The following is a 15,516-nucleotide window of genomic DNA, read 5'->3' on the forward strand; positions in this document are numbered from 1 at the left end:
AGGGTCCCATATAGGGACCCTCAATTTATGTTGCTATTTTTTTAACGCTATGGGTAAATTGATATCTGATAGACCCATTCATATCCGTCAGCGCTACATTGTGGTGAATTACCACCTGATGTCCCTGTAGTTATATAAACTTGTTTACCTGTTGTTAATGCTGCTAGTGCAAGAGAGAACATTTGTTTTCTCTGATCTGAAACCGTCCCTTCACTAATAATAAAAAATGGGTTTGGGTTCTCCTGTGTACTATTTCCACAGGTATGCCATTTTGTATTTTTAAACTGAACTAATGTCTTATCTCCATCGGTTACTTTTATTTCGGTAATTCTATCTACCTGACTCCAAGCCATTGCTCCCTGACAATAGCAAAATACAAATATAGTAAGTAATATTTTTTTGAACATTGAGTCCAACTCCAGAAATGAATGAAAATTAGATTATTATTATTTATATTAATAAATAAAACTATATTAGTAATCAACTTTCTTATAAGAAAGATATCACTCTCCATTTTTTTCATATTTTTACTTGAAACTCGGCAAAACACCCATATATCTATGAATGAAGAGGATGCCATATCGGGCCTCTGAACCGGAAAACCACCTTGCTCTGATGAGAAGGTAAGTTAACCAAAGTACAACCGTTCGCTCTCTGGGTCGTCTGAACAGAAAGTTGAACATTCAAATTCATGAAACTATTGCTTCATAGAGAGGATAGAAATATGAGAACTGTCGATTTCACACCTTTATACCGTAATGCCATTGGCTTTGATCGTCTGTTTAATTTAATGGAAACCGCCAACGCAAAAAATGGCTCTTCAGGTTACCCCCCATACAATATCGAGCAAAAAGACGAAAATCAGTATCGGATTACGATGGCTGTTGCTGGATTTGCTGAGCAGGACCTTGAGATCACCCAACAGGAAAATACCCTGATTGTCCAAGGTGAACGTCAACCTGAAGATGAGAAAAAGTACATTTATCAAGGTATTGCAGAGCGCAACTTTGAACGTAAGTTCCAGTTGGCAGATTATGTTAAAGTGGTGGGTGCTACCATGGAAAATGGTCTGCTGCATGTTGATTTGGAACGTGAAATTCCAGAAGCGATGCAGCCACGCAAAATTGCGATTAACGGTAAAAACTTAATCGAAAGCAAAGAATCATGATTTGCTCGCAAATCGGTTAGGGAAAGTTGTGAAAGAGCGCCTTATGGCGCTCTTTTTGATCGCCCTTGATTCACCGCCACCGGATTGAGCACTCGAATAACCGATTGGTGGTTCACACATCGCGAAAAAAGCTTCAACCTGATGTAATAAATTGCAGTTTTATCCGTCTAATCACTATAAAACAGTGAACACTCGTGAATTTATCATCTTCGTCTTGGCTAAAATAACCATTGCACGATACCCTTTGGTAAAGGCGAAATCATAACCAACGCTTATCAGAGCATGGAAGGATAGATTATGTTGATCAGGAAAAAACCACAGCTGACGGAAGCTGATGTGACACCGGAAGCCATTTATCGTTCTCGCCGGAAATTTATGCAAGGTTCACTTGCGCTTGGAGCCAGCGTCTTACTCCCATCACTGAATGTGCTGGCCAAACCCAGTCAGGAAGCCGGAGAGTTTCAACCGAATACACCTCAATGGCTCAAACAGCAATTGAGAGATGCGCAAGCCAATCAGCAAATCATCAATGAACCGTTAACGCCCTATAAGAATGTCACGCAGTACAATAATTTTTATGAGTTTGGCTACGGCAAGAGTGATCCGGCCGATGAGAGCGGGGATTTTCAGCCATTTCCGTGGCAAGTCCAAATTGGCGGTGAAGTCGCTAAAGCCGGTACCTATCATTTAGAAGATTTACTCAAAGGTATCACGCTGGAAGAACGAATTTATCGGCTGCGCTGTGTTGAAGCCTGGTCGATGGTGATTCCTTGGATTGGATTCCCTTTATCAACGTTACTCAAACGATTTGAACCGACCAGTAAAGCGAAATATGTCGCTTTTACGACGCTAGAGCGCCCGGAACAAATGCCGGGACAGAACAGTTTATTTAGCTCTATTGACTGGCCGTATGTTGAAGGGTTACGGATCGATGAAGCGATGCATCCCCTGACCATGATTGCGGTTGGGTTGTATGGTAAAACCCTGCCGAATCAAAGTGGCGCGCCATTTCGCTTGGTTGTGCCATGGAAATATGGTTTCAAAAGTATCAAATCGATCGTCAAAATCGAGCTGACGGAAAAACAGCCACCAACGACATGGAGCCAATTAGCCCCCCATGAATACGGGTTTTATGCCAATGTGAACCCACAGGTCGATCACCCGCGTTGGAGTCAGAAAGAAGAGCGGCGTTTGCCTTCGGGGTTATTAAGCCCGAACATTATTCCGACACGACGATTTAATGGCTATGATGAAGTTGCGTCTTTGTATCAGGGGATGGATTTAGCCCGTTACTACTGATTTTAGTCCGTGAGCGCTGTGGTCGGCTTTGATTGCCGGAGACGCAAGTAAGGAGAAACAAATGCCGGTTACTTTACGTCGTATCGTGATTTTTATACTCGGCTGTACACCGTTATCACTCTTGGTCTGGGGTGTCTTCACTCAGAATTTAGGGGGTGATCCGGCGAAAACGATTGTGCTGGAAACCGGGCTTTGGACATTACGTTTTCTGCTGATCACGTTAATGGCTTCACCGTTTGCCCGCTATCTGAAATGGCGTTGGTTAATGCCCCATCGACGAATGTTGGGGCTGTTTGCGCTGTTTTATGGGGTATTACATCTGTTGGCTTATTACCAGTTTATTTTGGGTGGTAATCTGGCTTTCTTTGGCTCGGAATTGGTGAAACGACCTTATATTCTGGTTGGTGCACCGGCATTGCTGATTTTGATAGCTTTGGGCATTACGTCCACCAAAGGCTGGATGAAACGGCTCGGGAGACGTTGGCAAACTTTGCACCGTCTGGTTTATGTGGCGTTAATTCTGGGTTGGGTTCACCTGTTCTGGCAAGTCCGATCCAGTTATTACGAAGCCGCGTTTTATGGTGTGATTGGCGTGATATTACTGAGTTTCCGCTTGCCACTGCTATGGCGCTTTTGTCAGTCTCGTTTACGTCGTCGGGGCAGTGCGCCCGTCAAGCCGCATTAAGCACCTGCCCTGGACGGATGAATGCCCGATTGAGTCCCGGCAGAGCCCCATCAATACCGGGCGGCATCGTGGTGATTGATCTTGCGGTCTGATCTTTTTCTGATGGGACCAAACTCTTTCTGATAGTTTTGATACAATCAGTCGGTCAGCAAGCAGTTTGATCAACGGAGTTGAAATGAAAGCACAGGAAGTCGCCACATACTATCTTGAAATGCACGCGTTGACGGCGTTGAATGAAAAGCCCAAACCGGAAGGGTTTGAGGTCATTGAAGCGCAAGTGAAGAATTACCGTTTTAATCGGTATCTTTATCAGTTAGTCGGTGAGCCGTGGCAGTGGTGGGATAAACTCGCGCTTTCTGATCAGGAATGGCAGATATATGCGGAATCGCCACACCTGAGAACTTGGTTTGCTTTAAGTCAGGGAAGTATTGCCGGTTATTACGAACTCAAGCAGCAGGCTGACGGGAATATTGAAATTGCTTACTTTGGGCTTGCGCCTGATTTTATGGGGCATGGTTTTGGCGGTTATTTACTGACTCATGCTCTTCAGTCTGCATGGCACTGGGGTAATCCGCAGCGGGTCTGGGTTCACACCTGCACGCTTGACCACGAACATGCGTTGGCAAACTATCAGGCGCGGGGGATGTCAGTTTATAAAACAGAGACTGAACAAACGTCTTAGCAGCGTCAACCTGAACCTCCGATATCGCCATGGCTATCAATCGGGACCAAACCGTCTTGCCATGATGGTCCCAATCAACCTGACGATATCTCTAGGTTAAGTCTTTATTGACTGAAACACCTTCCCGATATGCTTTGGCAACTTCTTCTGCGATGATGGCAATGCCTTTCTGCATCTGCTGGTCGTCTTGTACATAATTCATTCGTAAGCACTGGTGGTCATGTTGCCACTCTTGTTGCTGGCCGATGAAGAAATATTCACCGGGGATAATCAGTACACCCCGATCTTTCAGGCGTTGATAGAGTTCCATCGTGGTGATCGGGAGTTCGTCGAACCATAACCAGAGGAAAATCGCGCCTTCCGGTTTGTGGATCCGAAAACGCGGATCAGGAATCGCCTGTTGGAGCCGCTTGATAGCGTATTGGGATTTTTGCCGGTAAAACGGTTGGATCACATCTGCGCTGAGGCGTAGTAGATCGCCTTGTTCAATCATATGATTGGCGATTGCCGGACCAATACTGCTGGGGGAAAGATTAATAATGCCGCTAAGATTGCTCATTGCTTGGGTGACTGCTTCATTGGCAATCACAATGCCGCAGCGGACGCCCGGTAAACCGAGTTTCGACAGACTCATGCACAGAATGGTGTTGTCATTCCAGAACGGGGTGACATCTTCAAAAATAATATTCGGAAATGGCAACCCATAAGCATTATCGATGATCAGTGGAATATGATGCTGACGGGCTAATTGGTCCAGCCTGAGGACTTCTTCATCCGTCAGCACATTGCCGGTTGGGTTGGTCGGACGGGACGCACAGATCGCGGCAATCGAGTCGTCCACTTGCAGCTGTTCGAAATCGACATGATATTTAAACAGACCATGCTCAAGCATTTCGATTTCTGGCCGGTAAGAGATAAACATATCCTCATGAATACCGGCATCCCCGTAACCAATATATTCCGGAGCCAGCGGCAGCAGGATTTTCTTATGTGAACCGTCCGGTTGTTTCCCGGCCAGTAGGTTGAACAGATGAAAAAAGCTGCTTTGGCTGCCATTGGTCAGACTAATGTTTTTTTCCGTAATCGCCCAACCGAGGTTTTCTCTGAGCAGCGCCGCCAGTGAGCGCAGAAAGGTATTTTTCCCTTGCGGACCATCGTAGTTTGCCATTGCGGCAACCAGTTCGCCGCTATCAAGTAGCGACTGACTCGCCTGATGAAAATAATCGAGCATGGTTGGAATGGCGGCTGGGTTTCCGCCGCCCAGCATAATGGCACCCGGTGTGCGGAGGCCAGTATTCAGATCATCCATGAGCCGAGTGATACCTGAATAGCGGTTAAATTTTTCACCAAACGAAGAGAACGGCATGACTGAGTTACCTGATATTTTTATAGGAAAGAATCGCTTTTCGTTGCCGGAAATGATGCCGGTGCATCAGTATGGTGCTGGCATCTCCACCATCAATTTCGCTATGGCCATCAATTTCGTTAGGACCATTGATTTCACAAGCACACAATACTTTAACCGTAATGATTTTTAATTGAAAAGCAACTCTTACCTGTTTATTTCTCTCCAGCACCGAGTCGGGGCTTTCAGGGTGTGCCGATTAACTGCATTGAGGCTTACGCTTGATTTGAGCGTGCATCGAGATAATGTCGCCAGCCGCCAAAGTGGCTAATCTCTGTTGCATGACTGAGGCCGATGGGTTCGCAGATGAATCCTTTGACCCAGAGTCCGTCAGCCAGCTCAACGGTTCCTAAACCGAGCGGATGTGGAATCTGGTCGAGCAGGGCACCGATTGCTTCTATCGGCACAGACCAGACTTCAACGTCAATCATGGTGCCTTCGGTTTCATTGCGGATGAGGCCGGGACGTTGCGGCGGATCGCCAGCCAGCGCATACAAGCGGTAGCTTGCCGCTGTTTGAGTGCGTTGTTTGAGGGTCGCCCCAACGCTGGTGAGCTGGTGGTTGAGGGGCAACCCCTGCATATGAGCCCCACAGACCAGCAGGTCAAGGTGTGAACTCTGAGGCGGATAGAGACCACTGGCCCCGACGGGTAAACGAATGCGTTGTTGCCATTCACAGGCCAGATCCATCAGGATTCTGTCGGAGAATGCGGGGCCGAACAGCGTAAAGCCGAACGGCATTGCTGCGTCGGTAAATCCACCCGGGATTGCGATTGCACTGTAATCAAGCAGATTCATGAAGTTGGTGTAGTAACCGAGATTGCTGTTGAGTGTCACCGGATCCTGATTGACGGCTTCAATCGTATAGGTGGTCCCTGCGGTCGGTGTGAGCACAACATCCACATCATCTAGCAGGGCATCACAGGTCACTTGGTAATCCCGCAGTTGATAGAACCCTTGGAAGGTTTCAACGGCTGACAACTGTTCTGCCTGACCGATGATGGTTTGAATCACCGGCAGACAACGTGAGGCATCCTGTTCGAAAAACGGTTGAATGGCCGCATAACGCTCAGCAACCCACGGCCCCTGATACAGTAGTCTGGCCGCAGCGAGAAACGGAGATAGATCAAAGGGAACCAGTTCTGCACCAAGCGCTGTCAGCTTCTCGATGACTTGTTCGAAACCGAGCTGATAAGCCTGATTGCCGAAAAAATTCAATTGTTCCGCTTGCGGCACACCGATTCGTAACCCCTGAAACGTGGTTTTCGGCGCTGAATGGAGAGGATGAACATCCGGGCGGGCGTAGCTGTCCTGACGATCATAGCTCGCTGCGACTTGATGCAGCAGCGCCAGATCTTCACCATGAGCGGTAAAGAAAGTAACACAGTCGAGGCTGCGACAGGCTGGCACCACGCCACGACAACTGAGCAGCCCTTTGGTGGGTTTGAGCCCGTAAATATGATTGAAAGCAGCCGGTACCCGACCGGAACCTGCGGTATCTGTACCTAACGCAAACAGAACCTGACCGGTGGCTACAGCCACAGCACTGCCTGCACTTGAGCCGCCGGAAATATATTCGGGATTGAAGCTGTTGGTGGTTGCTCCCCACGGACTGCGGGTTCCGACCAGTCCGGTTGCAAACTGATCGAGATTGGTTTTCCCGAGCGGAATCGCACCGGCAGCAATCAGGCGTTCGACCACAAAAGCAGAGTCTTCCGGATGGTAGCGATACGCTTCACACCCGGCAGTGGTCGCGAGACCGGCCAGATCGATATTGTCTTTGATGGCGAAAGGAACACCGTACAGTGGGAGATCATCGATATCATAGGCTGACAACGCATCGAGGTATTGATCGAGTTGTGTTGCAGTGAGTGTACTGATCCAGGCATGATGTGAGTCAGCCTGAGCCAGCTTCAGTTGTTGGTGTAAAAAAGGACGTACCGAGCGTTCTCCGCAGCGGTACGCCGCCTGTAATTGTGTGATGGTGAGGATGGTCATCAGTTCGCTTCCTTACTGCTTGAAACAGAATGAGTCGTTAAACTGGCTGAATCAGCCGTACGAATGGTTAAAATGGGCTGGCCTGCCTGAATCGGTGACCCCGCAGTGTGGCAAATGGTTTCAACCGTACCGCTGATCGGTGAGGCGACTTCCAGCTCCATTTTCATCGCTTCGAGGACAGCAATCGTCTCGCCTGTTGCCACGGTTTGGCCGGGTTGGACCTGTATTTGCCAGATATTACCGGTGACGTGACTTTCCACCGCTTCACAGCCTTCATCGAGTACCCAGTGTTCAGACGTGGTGTCTAACGTGACATCTTCCGCAACAAAATTCGCCTGACCGCTGTCGGCCCAGCGCTGTCTTTCGGCTTCGAAAGCCGCCTGCTGACGGGATTTGCACTGCGCTATCGTATCGGCATTGTTGTCGATCAGCGTTTGATACGTTGCTAGTGAAAAGGTAGTTGTTTCTATCTTTAACGGATATTGTCCGCGCGGATGTTGGCGACGAATGGTTTGTAACTCATCAGCACTGACCGGATAAAAGCGAATCTGATCAAAAAATTGCAACAGCCAAGGCTGTTGGAAATAAGGGGTGGTTCGGTAGCGGTTCCACATTTGTAGGGTTCGTCCGACAAACTGGTAACCTCCCGGACCTTCCATTCCATACACACACAGATACGATCCACCAATACCGACCGCGTTTTCCGGTGTCCAGGTGCGGGCCGGATTGTATTTGGTGGTTACCAGTCGATGGCGCGGATCCAGCGGTGTTGCGACCGGAGCACCGAGATAAACATCGCCCAGTCCCATGACCAGATAGCTGGCATCAAAGACGATCTGTTTGACGTCATCAACGGACTTAAGGCCGTTAATCCGGCGAATAAATTCAATATTATCCGGACACCACGGTGCATCCTTCCTGACGACTTCTTCGTATTTACGAATCGCCAGCCGGGTCGCTTCATCATCCCAAGAAAGAGGCAGGTGAACGATCCGCGCCGGGACGGTTAATTGATCAATGTCACCAAGTTGTTGCTCTAATTCGATCAGCGTGTCGAGCAGTTGTTGGCGTGGCAGATGCAGGTTGTCATAGTGAATCTGAAGGGAGCGAATTCCCGGTGTCAGCTCGTGAACACCGGAGAGTTGACACTGTTCCAGCTTGAGCATGAGCGCGTGCACGCGAAAACGCAGACGGATATCCAATATCTGAGGCCCGTATTCCACCAGCAGGAAATCTTCACCGCACTGGCGGTAGATGACCTGCTGCTGATTGGCTGATGCCGGAATTTTAGCCACAACCGGGGTGTCTGGCGGTACGGGTGTCAATGAATAAGGTTCAACCTGACACTGGCGGATCTGAGCATGTTGTCGCCGTTCGGCATCTTCTGCTTCGGTCAGAGTGACCGGCACAAAGTGAACCTTATCTCCCGCTTTGAGCTGACCGATTTTCCATAAATCGGCTTTGATCACGGTGGCCGGGCAGACGAATCCACCTAGACTGGGGCCGTCTGGTCCCAGAATGACCGGCATATCACCGGTAAAATCGATGGTGCCGATCGCATAAGCATTGTCGTGAATGTTTGACGGGTGCAACCCTGCTTCTCCGCCGTCCGGGCGCGCCCAGTCTGGTTTCGGGCCGACTAAACGGACACCGGTCCGGCTGGAGTTGAAATGCACCGTCCAACTGGCAGCAAAGAATGCCTGAATATCATCATCCGTGAAAAAATCGGGTGCACCATGCGGGCCATACATAACATGAATCTGCCAGCTATCGGACAGTACCGGCAGTGCCGCCGGATGTACCGTGGCTTTTTCCGGTGTGCTGACGGACGGCGACGGATCGAGTTGCAGCACATCGCCGCTGCGTAGGGCGCGTCCGGTATGACCGCCGAACTGACCTAAGGTAAATGTTGATTTGCTGCCGAGGTAATCCGGACACTGAAAACCACCGGCAACGGCCAGATAACTCCGGGCTCCGGGACCGGTAATCTTACCGAGCCGTAAGGTTTGTCCGGCATTCACTTGAGTGACCATCCCCATTGGCAGCGGTTGATCATCCAGCGTGGCCTGAATTGTCGCACCGGTCAGGACAATCTGTTTCTTCATGTTGAACCGCAGGGTCGGACCGGTCACAATAATTTCCAGTCCGGCACAATGGTCATCATTGTGCAGCAACTGATTTGCCAGCCGAAAGCTGAGGGAATCCATCGGCCCCGATGGCGGTACCCCTACATGCCAGTACCCCTGACGCCCCGGGTAGTCCTGAATCGTGGTCTGGGTGCCGCCATTGAGAATATCGACGGTATGCGGTTGATAAACGAAGTGATCCAGACTGCGGGTCAGCATCTGACCGTCTTGGAACCGTGGCGTCTGAATCAGTTGTTGTAGATAACACTGATTATGGGTCGGGCCATACAGACTGATCTGACTGAGGGCTTGTGTCATTCGGGCCAGCGCCTGAGCACGGTTTGCACCGTGGACGATGATTTTTGCCAGCATCGGATCAAAGTACGGGGAGACTTCTACACCGGCTTCGATCCAGTGTTCGATACGGACACCCGGCAGTTGCGGCCACTCGACGTGACTGATTAAACCGGCACTGGGTTGGAAGTTTTTATTCGGGTCTTCAGCATAAAGGCGCACCTGAATCGCATGACCGTCAGGCTGTTGGTCGTGCTGCCATGCTGATAAGTCGAGGGTGCCTGCGCCTTGCTGCACCATCCATTCGACCAGATCGATGCCGAAGACTTCCTCTGTGACACCATGTTCGACCTGTAAACGGGTATTCACTTCCAGAAAATAGAACTGTTCACTTTGCTGATCAAGGACGAATTCAACGGTTCCGGCACTGCGGTAGTTGACAGCGGCTGCCAGCCGAATCGCGGTCTGGCGCAGCGCCTGACGTGTGGTCTCGCTCAGATTGGGTGCCGGGGTTTCTTCGATGACTTTCTGGTTGCGGCGTTGTGCCGAGCAGTCCCGTTCACCGAGCGCGATCACCTGTCCTTGTCCGTCGCCGAAAATCTGAACTTCAATATGGCGGGCCTGTTCGATAAATTTTTCTAAAAAAATACCGCTGTGACTGAAATTGTTCTCGCTGAGTCGTCGGACTGAGTCTAGCGACTGGGCCAGCTCTGCGGCATGATTACAGCGCTGCATCCCGATCCCGCCGCCTCCGGCGGTACTTTTGAGCATCACCGGATAGCCGATCTGTTCGGCCTGTGTTTGGGCATCTTCGAGATGGCTGATGAGATCACTGCCCGGCAGCAGCGGCACATCCGCTTGTGAGGCAATCGCCCGGGCGGCATGTTTCAGACCAAAGGTCGTCATTTGCTCCGGTGTCGGGCCGAGAAAAGTGATACCGGACTGTTCACATAAGGTGACAAATGCCGGGTTTTCACTCAGAAAACCGTAACCGGGATGAATGGCATCCGCTTTGCAGGATTTCGCCAGCGCAATGATTTTTTGCTGATCGAGATAAGTCGCGGCCGCAGCGCCTTCTCCGAGAGAGTAGGCTTCGTTAGCCTGAAGGACATGCAGACTTTCAGCATCTGCTTCACTGTATACCGCGACACTGGTGATATTCATCTGCTTGAGCGTTCTGATTATCCGGCAGGCAATCGCACCGCGGTTAGCAATCAATACCTTATTCAACATAAGTGATTCCGTTATTGTCGGGTCGTCCCGGTGGTATTGTGAGCTGCATCGGGGTCGTCCCCGGCTCAGATCTTCAGACAGGCAGGGATCAGGCGTCCCAGACCAATACGTCTATCGGGGTTGGATTGTAGGCATTACAAGGATTGTTCAATTGCGGACAGTTAGAAATTAGCACAATGACATCCATCGCTGCTTTCAGTTCGACATATTTACCCGGCGCACTGATACCGTCTTCAAAAGTCAGACCGCCGGACTCGGTGATCGGCACATTCATAAAGAAATTGATATTGTGGGTAATATCGCGTTTGGTCATCGCGAATTCTTCATGTTCGCTGACCGCCAGCAACCAACTGTCACGGCAAGCATGCATACATTTTTTGTCTGTGGCATAGCGCACCGTGTTGCTCTCGGTCGCACAGGCACCACCCAATGTATCGTGGCGGCCACACGTATCGGCGACAATTTCCAGCATCAAATTGCCCTGATCGGAGAGAATCCGGCTTCCGGCTGTCAGGTAGACATTGCCTTGTTCGCGAATCGTATCGATAGCGCTGTAGCGCTCCGCGGGGTTGTTGGCATTGTAAAACAGTGTATCCGCAGCCTGATTGCCTTCCAGATCGAGGATGCGGACCGTCTGTCCCTGATGGACGACTTTCATGTAGTAATCACCGGCCGGAACGGTATCCCGGCGGCATGCATCTTCAGCGCGTCGTGGACTTTCAGTTATCATCAGAGTGCCTCCTGAGGGGATATGCAGTGGTAGCGGCGGTTATTTTCAAGACCGCGTTGATTTTCATCTTTTCCGTGTTCGGGGTCAGCCAGCGTGGCGGTTTCACCGGATGGGGTCAGTGTCAGTTGTACCGGCTTAAACGGATATTCTGAAGCCGGGTTGAGCGGATGCGGGCAAGTCGTCAGGATGACCAATGTTTCCATCTCGAAATTTAGGGCTATCGAGTCTCCGGGTCGGCTGTGATTTTCCTCATAGATGAGGTGACCGGCGGTATCGGTGCGCACCTGACTGAACAGATTCAGATTGGCAGCCAGATCCCGTTTGCCGAGACCATATTTGGCGACTTCAACCAACAGAGCATCATAGCCGTTCTGTTTCCATTGGTTGCGGTCAGTTTGATAGGTGCGCTCTCCCCATTTTTGAGTCACTTTGGCTTTATTGGCGACCCCACAGACGGTATCGATCCAACCGGTATCATCATGCACGATGCGACAAAAAATCCGCCCCATATCAGAGTAAAGACAGTGACCCGCAGTGAGTTTAAAGGTGTGCTGGCATTTGAGCGTATCTGGTGCATTATAGCGTTCGAGCAGGTTTTCCGGGTTGTAAAACAGCACACTCAGATTCGCACCACCTTCGATATCGGTCGCGGTCAGCGTATAGCCGCGTGGTATTTTCATCGACCAGTGCGATGCACCGGGAATGGTCTCGGTAAAAATAACCTCTGGTGCTGAAGGTTGAGTCGGTTCTGTATCAGACAGCATGGGTTCATTCGGTCTCTTTTCATTAGGCATCATAGCGTTCCTCAGATTGCATCAGGAATCGGTTGGACCATCGTACTGACATGTTCAGTCAGCAGATGAGGTGTCTGGGCGGATTGGATCGCGGTTTTATGTAAAGGAATATCAAAGGTGACTTGTGCGCCATAGCGTTCCGGTGACTGCGGATCGAGGCGCGGGTGGTCGAAAACCCAGACCCGGCTGCCGAGGTGGAAACCTTCGCTCAAATCGTGGGTAATCATGAATACCGTCAGATGTTGCTCCTGCCATAGTTTCCGTACCAGTTCATGCATGTCTTTACGAATGCCGGGATCCAGTGCCCCGAATGGTTCATCCAGTAACAGAATGCGTGGCTGTTTGACCAGTGACTGAGCAATGGACAGCCGTTGACGCATCCCCCCGGAAAGCTGGTGGGGATACTGATGTTCAGCATGGCTCAGCCCGACTTGTGCCAGCATACTGCGCGCCTGCTGCTGAGCCTGTTGTCGCTGGGGGCCAAACATCCGTCCCAACCAATGGCCGCTTAACTGAGTGCTGCCAAATTCCAGCCCGATCAGGACATTTTCCAGTACCGTCAGATGAGGAAAGACCGAGTATTTCTGAAAAACAATGCCTCGCTCGACGCTGGGCTCTTGCCGGAGCGGTTGACCATCGAGCCGAATTTCTCCGCGGCTGACACACTCAGTGCCCAGTAACAGATTGAGAAAGGTCGTTTTACCGCAGCCGGAGGCACCGACAATACTGATAAATTCTCCTTCATTGACGTTGAGGTTGAGCCGTTCAAGGACGATGTTATCGTCATATTCTTTCCACAGATTACGGATTTGCAGCATCGGTTCTTTCATCGGTTTAGCCTCCCTGAGTCTGGTGATGCCAAGGGCTGAGCCGTCGGGAGAGTTGTCTGAGCAGCCAGTCCATGACAAAAGCCAGCAGAGTAATCCACACGACATAAGGCAGAATGATGTCCATAGACAGATAACGCCGGACCAGAAAAATCCGATATCCCAGCCCTTCGGTGGCAACAATCGCTTCGGCAGCAATCAGAAATAGCCAGGCACTGCCGAGTGTCAGCCGGACGGCATCGATCAGATGCGGCAGGATTTGCGGGACAATCACGCGGACAATAATTTGCCAGCTATTTCCTCCCAGTGTCTGTGCCTTGATCAGTTGTTCTTCTGGGAGTGACTGGGTTTTTAACTGAATATCACGAATGATGATGGGGCAGATACCAATCACAATGAGGGTTACTTTGGAAAGCTCTCCCAGCCCGAGCATGATGAATAGGATAGGGAGGATCGCCATCGGTGGAATCAGGGAAATCGTCGTCACGAAAGGTGATAACGAAGACCTGAATAAGGGGAGAATACCATTGGCGACCCCAAAACAGAGACCGATGAACGCACTCAATCCGACACCGATTCCAAGCCGTTGCAGGCTGGCGAGCGTATCGTTGAGCATCAGATACTCGCCGGTCCGTTTGCTCGGTGTGAATGCCATCCGTTCAACCGCGGTGGCAAAACGACTGAAAGAGGGCAATAGTTTATCTGCCGGATTGACGCTCAGGCGTGCATCTGAAGCGACAAAGTAGATGATAAGGACGATTATAAAGGGTAAAGCCCCTAATATCAGACGCAGTAATGGTGATGCTTTCCGGTTAATGAGTCGAGTCATAACTACTCCAGATCCACAGTTGGTTCGGTGCGACAGTCGGTGTTACATGATTACAGCTTGTGTTCGGCAGCCATTTGCATGTAGGTCGAATTGAAGCGGAGCTTGATATTGTCAGCATTACCGAACACACCGGCAGGTGTTTCGATGCCGATAAAGGAGGCATCCGGCGCGCCGTCGCCCAGCAGACCGTGATCAAAAGAGAACTGCGCGACTTTCTGCATGGTTTCCATCAATGAATCACTGTCGGTAAATTGCACCGCATCAGCAGGAGAGAAGAACATTTGGGTCGCTTGCAATTGGGTGTTATAACCCGCCAGATTGGTGCCGGATGCTTTAGCCATCATGGTTTTGGCTGCATCGGCTTGCGGCGATTTCATCACTGACATCACTTCATACCACGCACCTGTCAGGGCTTTGGCAAACTTAGGGTTGTCTCGCAAGGTTTGGGTATTGGCGACCAGCAGGTCGATAATTTCACCGGGGATTTTCGTTGAGTCAAAGACCAGTGATGTGTGGGGCTGTGCAGTAATCTCGCTCAGCAACGGGTTCCAAGTTACGACCGATGTGACATCCTGTGTTTGATAGGCAGCGACAATATCAGCATCAGAGGTATTGACGACATGGACATCTTGTTCTGATAAACCCACGACTTCGAGTGCCCGGGCCATCAGATAGTGCGACACGCTGAGTTCGACTAAATTGATATTCTGACCTTTGATGTCGGCCAGTGTTTTATGATCACCTTTTAAGACAATGCCATCATTGCCCGCGGAAAAGTCACCGACGATTAACGCGGTCGAATCAACGCCACTGGCAGCCGGAATTGTCAGGGCGTCCATATTGGTCATGACGGTTGCATCGAACTGTCCTGCGGTGTATTGATTGATCGATTCAACATAGTCATTGACCTGAACGACATTGATTTGAATGCCATATTTATCGGCCCACTTTTTCAGAATGCCGGATGAATCAGCGTAATCCCATGGCATCCAGCCAACATAAATCGACCATGCTAACGTAAATTGTGATTTTTCTTCGGCAGATACCGAACGAGAAAGGGTAAGAGAAGAAACGAGTGTGACAGATAAAACGAGGGCCGTGAGATACGGTTTCAGGAACAATTTCATAGACCACCTCCACTGTGGGTCATCGGGTGAACAAGCGCATCAGAGACATAACCAATAATATTTATTGGTTGGCCTCCCGGGCTTTTGTCCCGCCGTGTGACCTCCGTTGAGGTTGATATCTCTCGGACCAGTCGCTGCCGTGGCAGCCGGAACCCTAGATATCTATTTGACTAATTGTATGTTCGAAATACTACTGCATTATGCTCTTCGCAACTAACGAAAGAAAAAAGCAAAGGCTATGCCAACAGATTAATTGATATGAATAACAAATGGTTATAGTTGGTGTGTTGGGTTGACTTTGGTCGGGGGGCACCGCATTG

At 50.1% G+C, this 15,516-nt stretch carries 14 protein-coding genes and 1 riboswitch; of the genes, 5 read left to right on the forward strand and 9 right to left on the reverse strand.

Annotated elements, in window-relative coordinates; all coding sequences use genetic code 11:
• Positions 1-47: 47 nt before the first annotated feature.
• Entirely contained in the window at positions 48-407 is a 360-nt protein-coding gene (locus OCU60_RS00215) for a hypothetical protein (RefSeq protein WP_074374024.1), read from the reverse strand.
• Between the two features lie 317 nt (positions 408-724).
• Between OCU60_RS00215 and OCU60_RS00220 the strand changes: the two genes are divergently transcribed.
• The 4 genes from OCU60_RS00220 (at position 725) to OCU60_RS00235 (ending at position 3,834) form a co-directional block, all read left to right on the forward strand.
• Entirely contained in the window at positions 725-1,168 is a 444-nt protein-coding gene (locus OCU60_RS00220) for an Hsp20 family protein (RefSeq protein ID WP_074374025.1), read from the forward strand.
• A 297-nt stretch (positions 1,169-1,465) separates the two neighbouring features.
• Entirely contained in the window at positions 1,466-2,467 is a 1,002-nt protein-coding gene (msrP, locus tag OCU60_RS00225; RefSeq protein WP_074374026.1) for a protein-methionine-sulfoxide reductase catalytic subunit MsrP, read from the forward strand.
• 61 nt (positions 2,468-2,528) lie between these two features.
• A complete protein-coding gene (locus OCU60_RS00230; protein WP_074374027.1) occupies positions 2,529-3,152 on the forward strand; it encodes a protein-methionine-sulfoxide reductase heme-binding subunit MsrQ in 624 nt (207 codons plus the stop codon).
• Positions 3,153-3,327: 175 nt separating this feature from the next.
• Positions 3,328-3,834: a GNAT family N-acetyltransferase gene (locus OCU60_RS00235; protein WP_074374028.1), complete on the forward strand. Its 507-nt coding sequence runs from the start codon at positions 3,328-3,330 to the stop codon at positions 3,832-3,834.
• 91 nt (positions 3,835-3,925) lie between these two features.
• On the opposite strand, the gene OCU60_RS00240 is transcribed toward OCU60_RS00235, so the two are convergent.
• Entirely contained in the window at positions 3,926-5,200 is a 1,275-nt protein-coding gene (locus tag OCU60_RS00240; RefSeq protein WP_074374029.1) for a valine--pyruvate transaminase, read from the reverse strand.
• Here OCU60_RS00240 and OCU60_RS00245 point away from each other — a divergent pair.
• Positions 5,199-5,372 carry a hypothetical protein gene (locus tag OCU60_RS00245; RefSeq protein WP_159439482.1) on the forward strand — a complete coding sequence of 58 codons (174 nt, stop codon included), beginning with the start codon at positions 5,199-5,201 and terminating at the stop codon, positions 5,370-5,372. The genes OCU60_RS00240 and OCU60_RS00245 overlap by 2 nt on opposite strands.
• Before the next feature lie 82 nt (positions 5,373-5,454).
• On the opposite strand, the gene atzF is transcribed toward OCU60_RS00245, so the two are convergent.
• The 7 genes from atzF to OCU60_RS00280 form a co-directional block, all read right to left on the reverse strand.
• Positions 5,455-7,236: an allophanate hydrolase gene (gene atzF, locus OCU60_RS00250; RefSeq protein ID WP_074374030.1), complete on the reverse strand. Its 1,782-nt coding sequence runs from the start codon at positions 7,234-7,236 to the stop codon at positions 5,455-5,457.
• A complete protein-coding gene (gene uca, locus OCU60_RS00255) occupies positions 7,236-10,889 on the reverse strand; it encodes an urea carboxylase (RefSeq protein ID WP_074374031.1) in 3,654 nt (1,217 codons plus the stop codon). Before uca ends, atzF begins: the two co-directional genes overlap by 1 nt.
• Positions 10,890-10,977: 88 nt before the next feature.
• Complete coding sequence (locus OCU60_RS00260) at positions 10,978-11,619, reverse strand: urea amidolyase associated protein UAAP2 (RefSeq protein WP_074374032.1); 642 nt, start codon at positions 11,617-11,619, stop codon at positions 10,978-10,980.
• On the reverse strand, positions 11,619-12,416 hold the full coding sequence (locus tag OCU60_RS00265) for an urea amidolyase associated protein UAAP1 (RefSeq protein WP_235862206.1): 798 nt from the start codon (positions 12,414-12,416) through the stop codon (positions 11,619-11,621). Before OCU60_RS00265 ends, OCU60_RS00260 begins: the two co-directional genes overlap by 1 nt.
• Positions 12,417-12,424: 8 nt before the next feature.
• Positions 12,425-13,243 (reverse strand): ABC transporter ATP-binding protein, encoded by an 819-nt coding sequence (locus OCU60_RS00270; protein ID WP_205410515.1) that lies wholly within the window; start codon positions 13,241-13,243, stop codon positions 12,425-12,427.
• A gap of 4 nt (positions 13,244-13,247) precedes the next feature.
• On the reverse strand, positions 13,248-14,069 hold the full coding sequence (locus tag OCU60_RS00275; protein WP_074374033.1) for an ABC transporter permease: 822 nt from the start codon (positions 14,067-14,069) through the stop codon (positions 13,248-13,250).
• A 50-nt stretch (positions 14,070-14,119) separates the two neighbouring features.
• On the reverse strand, positions 14,120-15,196 hold the full coding sequence (locus OCU60_RS00280; RefSeq protein WP_074374034.1) for a putative urea ABC transporter substrate-binding protein: 1,077 nt from the start codon (positions 15,194-15,196) through the stop codon (positions 14,120-14,122).
• A 71-nt stretch (positions 15,197-15,267) separates the two neighbouring features.
• A riboswitch (guanidine-I (ykkC/yxkD leader) is annotated at positions 15,268-15,365 on the reverse strand.
• Between the last annotated feature and the right edge of the window lie 151 nt (positions 15,366-15,516).

Origin of the sequence: Vibrio spartinae, from assembly GCF_024347135.1 — a bacterium.
Classification (GTDB): Bacteria; Pseudomonadota; Gammaproteobacteria; order Enterobacterales; family Vibrionaceae; genus Vibrio; species Vibrio spartinae.

Bases quoted from the DNA above. Each gene is read 5' to 3' on its own strand.
- OCU60_RS00215 (WP_074374024.1), bottom strand. From the start codon at position 407: ATGTTCAAAAAAATATTACTTACTATATTTGTATTTTGCTATTGTCAG.
- OCU60_RS00220 (WP_074374025.1), top strand. From the start codon at position 725: ATGAGAACTGTCGATTTCACACCTTTATACCGTAATGCCATTGGCTTT.
- msrP (WP_074374026.1), top strand. From the start codon at position 1,466: ATGTTGATCAGGAAAAAACCACAGCTGACGGAAGCTGATGTGACACCG.
- OCU60_RS00230 (WP_074374027.1), top strand. From the start codon at position 2,529: ATGCCGGTTACTTTACGTCGTATCGTGATTTTTATACTCGGCTGTACA.
- OCU60_RS00235 (WP_074374028.1), top strand. From the start codon at position 3,328: ATGAAAGCACAGGAAGTCGCCACATACTATCTTGAAATGCACGCGTTG.
- OCU60_RS00245 (WP_159439482.1), top strand. From the start codon at position 5,199: ATGACTGAGTTACCTGATATTTTTATAGGAAAGAATCGCTTTTCGTTG.
- OCU60_RS00240 (WP_074374029.1), bottom strand. From the start codon at position 5,200: ATGCCGTTCTCTTCGTTTGGTGAAAAATTTAACCGCTATTCAGGTATC.
- atzF (WP_074374030.1), bottom strand. From the start codon at position 7,236: ATGACCATCCTCACCATCACACAATTACAGGCGGCGTACCGCTGCGGA.
- uca (WP_074374031.1), bottom strand. From the start codon at position 10,889: ATGTTGAATAAGGTATTGATTGCTAACCGCGGTGCGATTGCCTGCCGG.
- OCU60_RS00260 (WP_074374032.1), bottom strand. From the start codon at position 11,619: ATGATAACTGAAAGTCCACGACGCGCTGAAGATGCATGCCGCCGGGAT.
- OCU60_RS00265 (WP_235862206.1), bottom strand. From the start codon at position 12,416: ATGATGCCTAATGAAAAGAGACCGAATGAACCCATGCTGTCTGATACA.
- OCU60_RS00270 (WP_205410515.1), bottom strand. From the start codon at position 13,243: ATGAAAGAACCGATGCTGCAAATCCGTAATCTGTGGAAAGAATATGAC.
- OCU60_RS00275 (WP_074374033.1), bottom strand. From the start codon at position 14,069: ATGACTCGACTCATTAACCGGAAAGCATCACCATTACTGCGTCTGATA.
- OCU60_RS00280 (WP_074374034.1), bottom strand. From the start codon at position 15,196: ATGAAATTGTTCCTGAAACCGTATCTCACGGCCCTCGTTTTATCTGTC.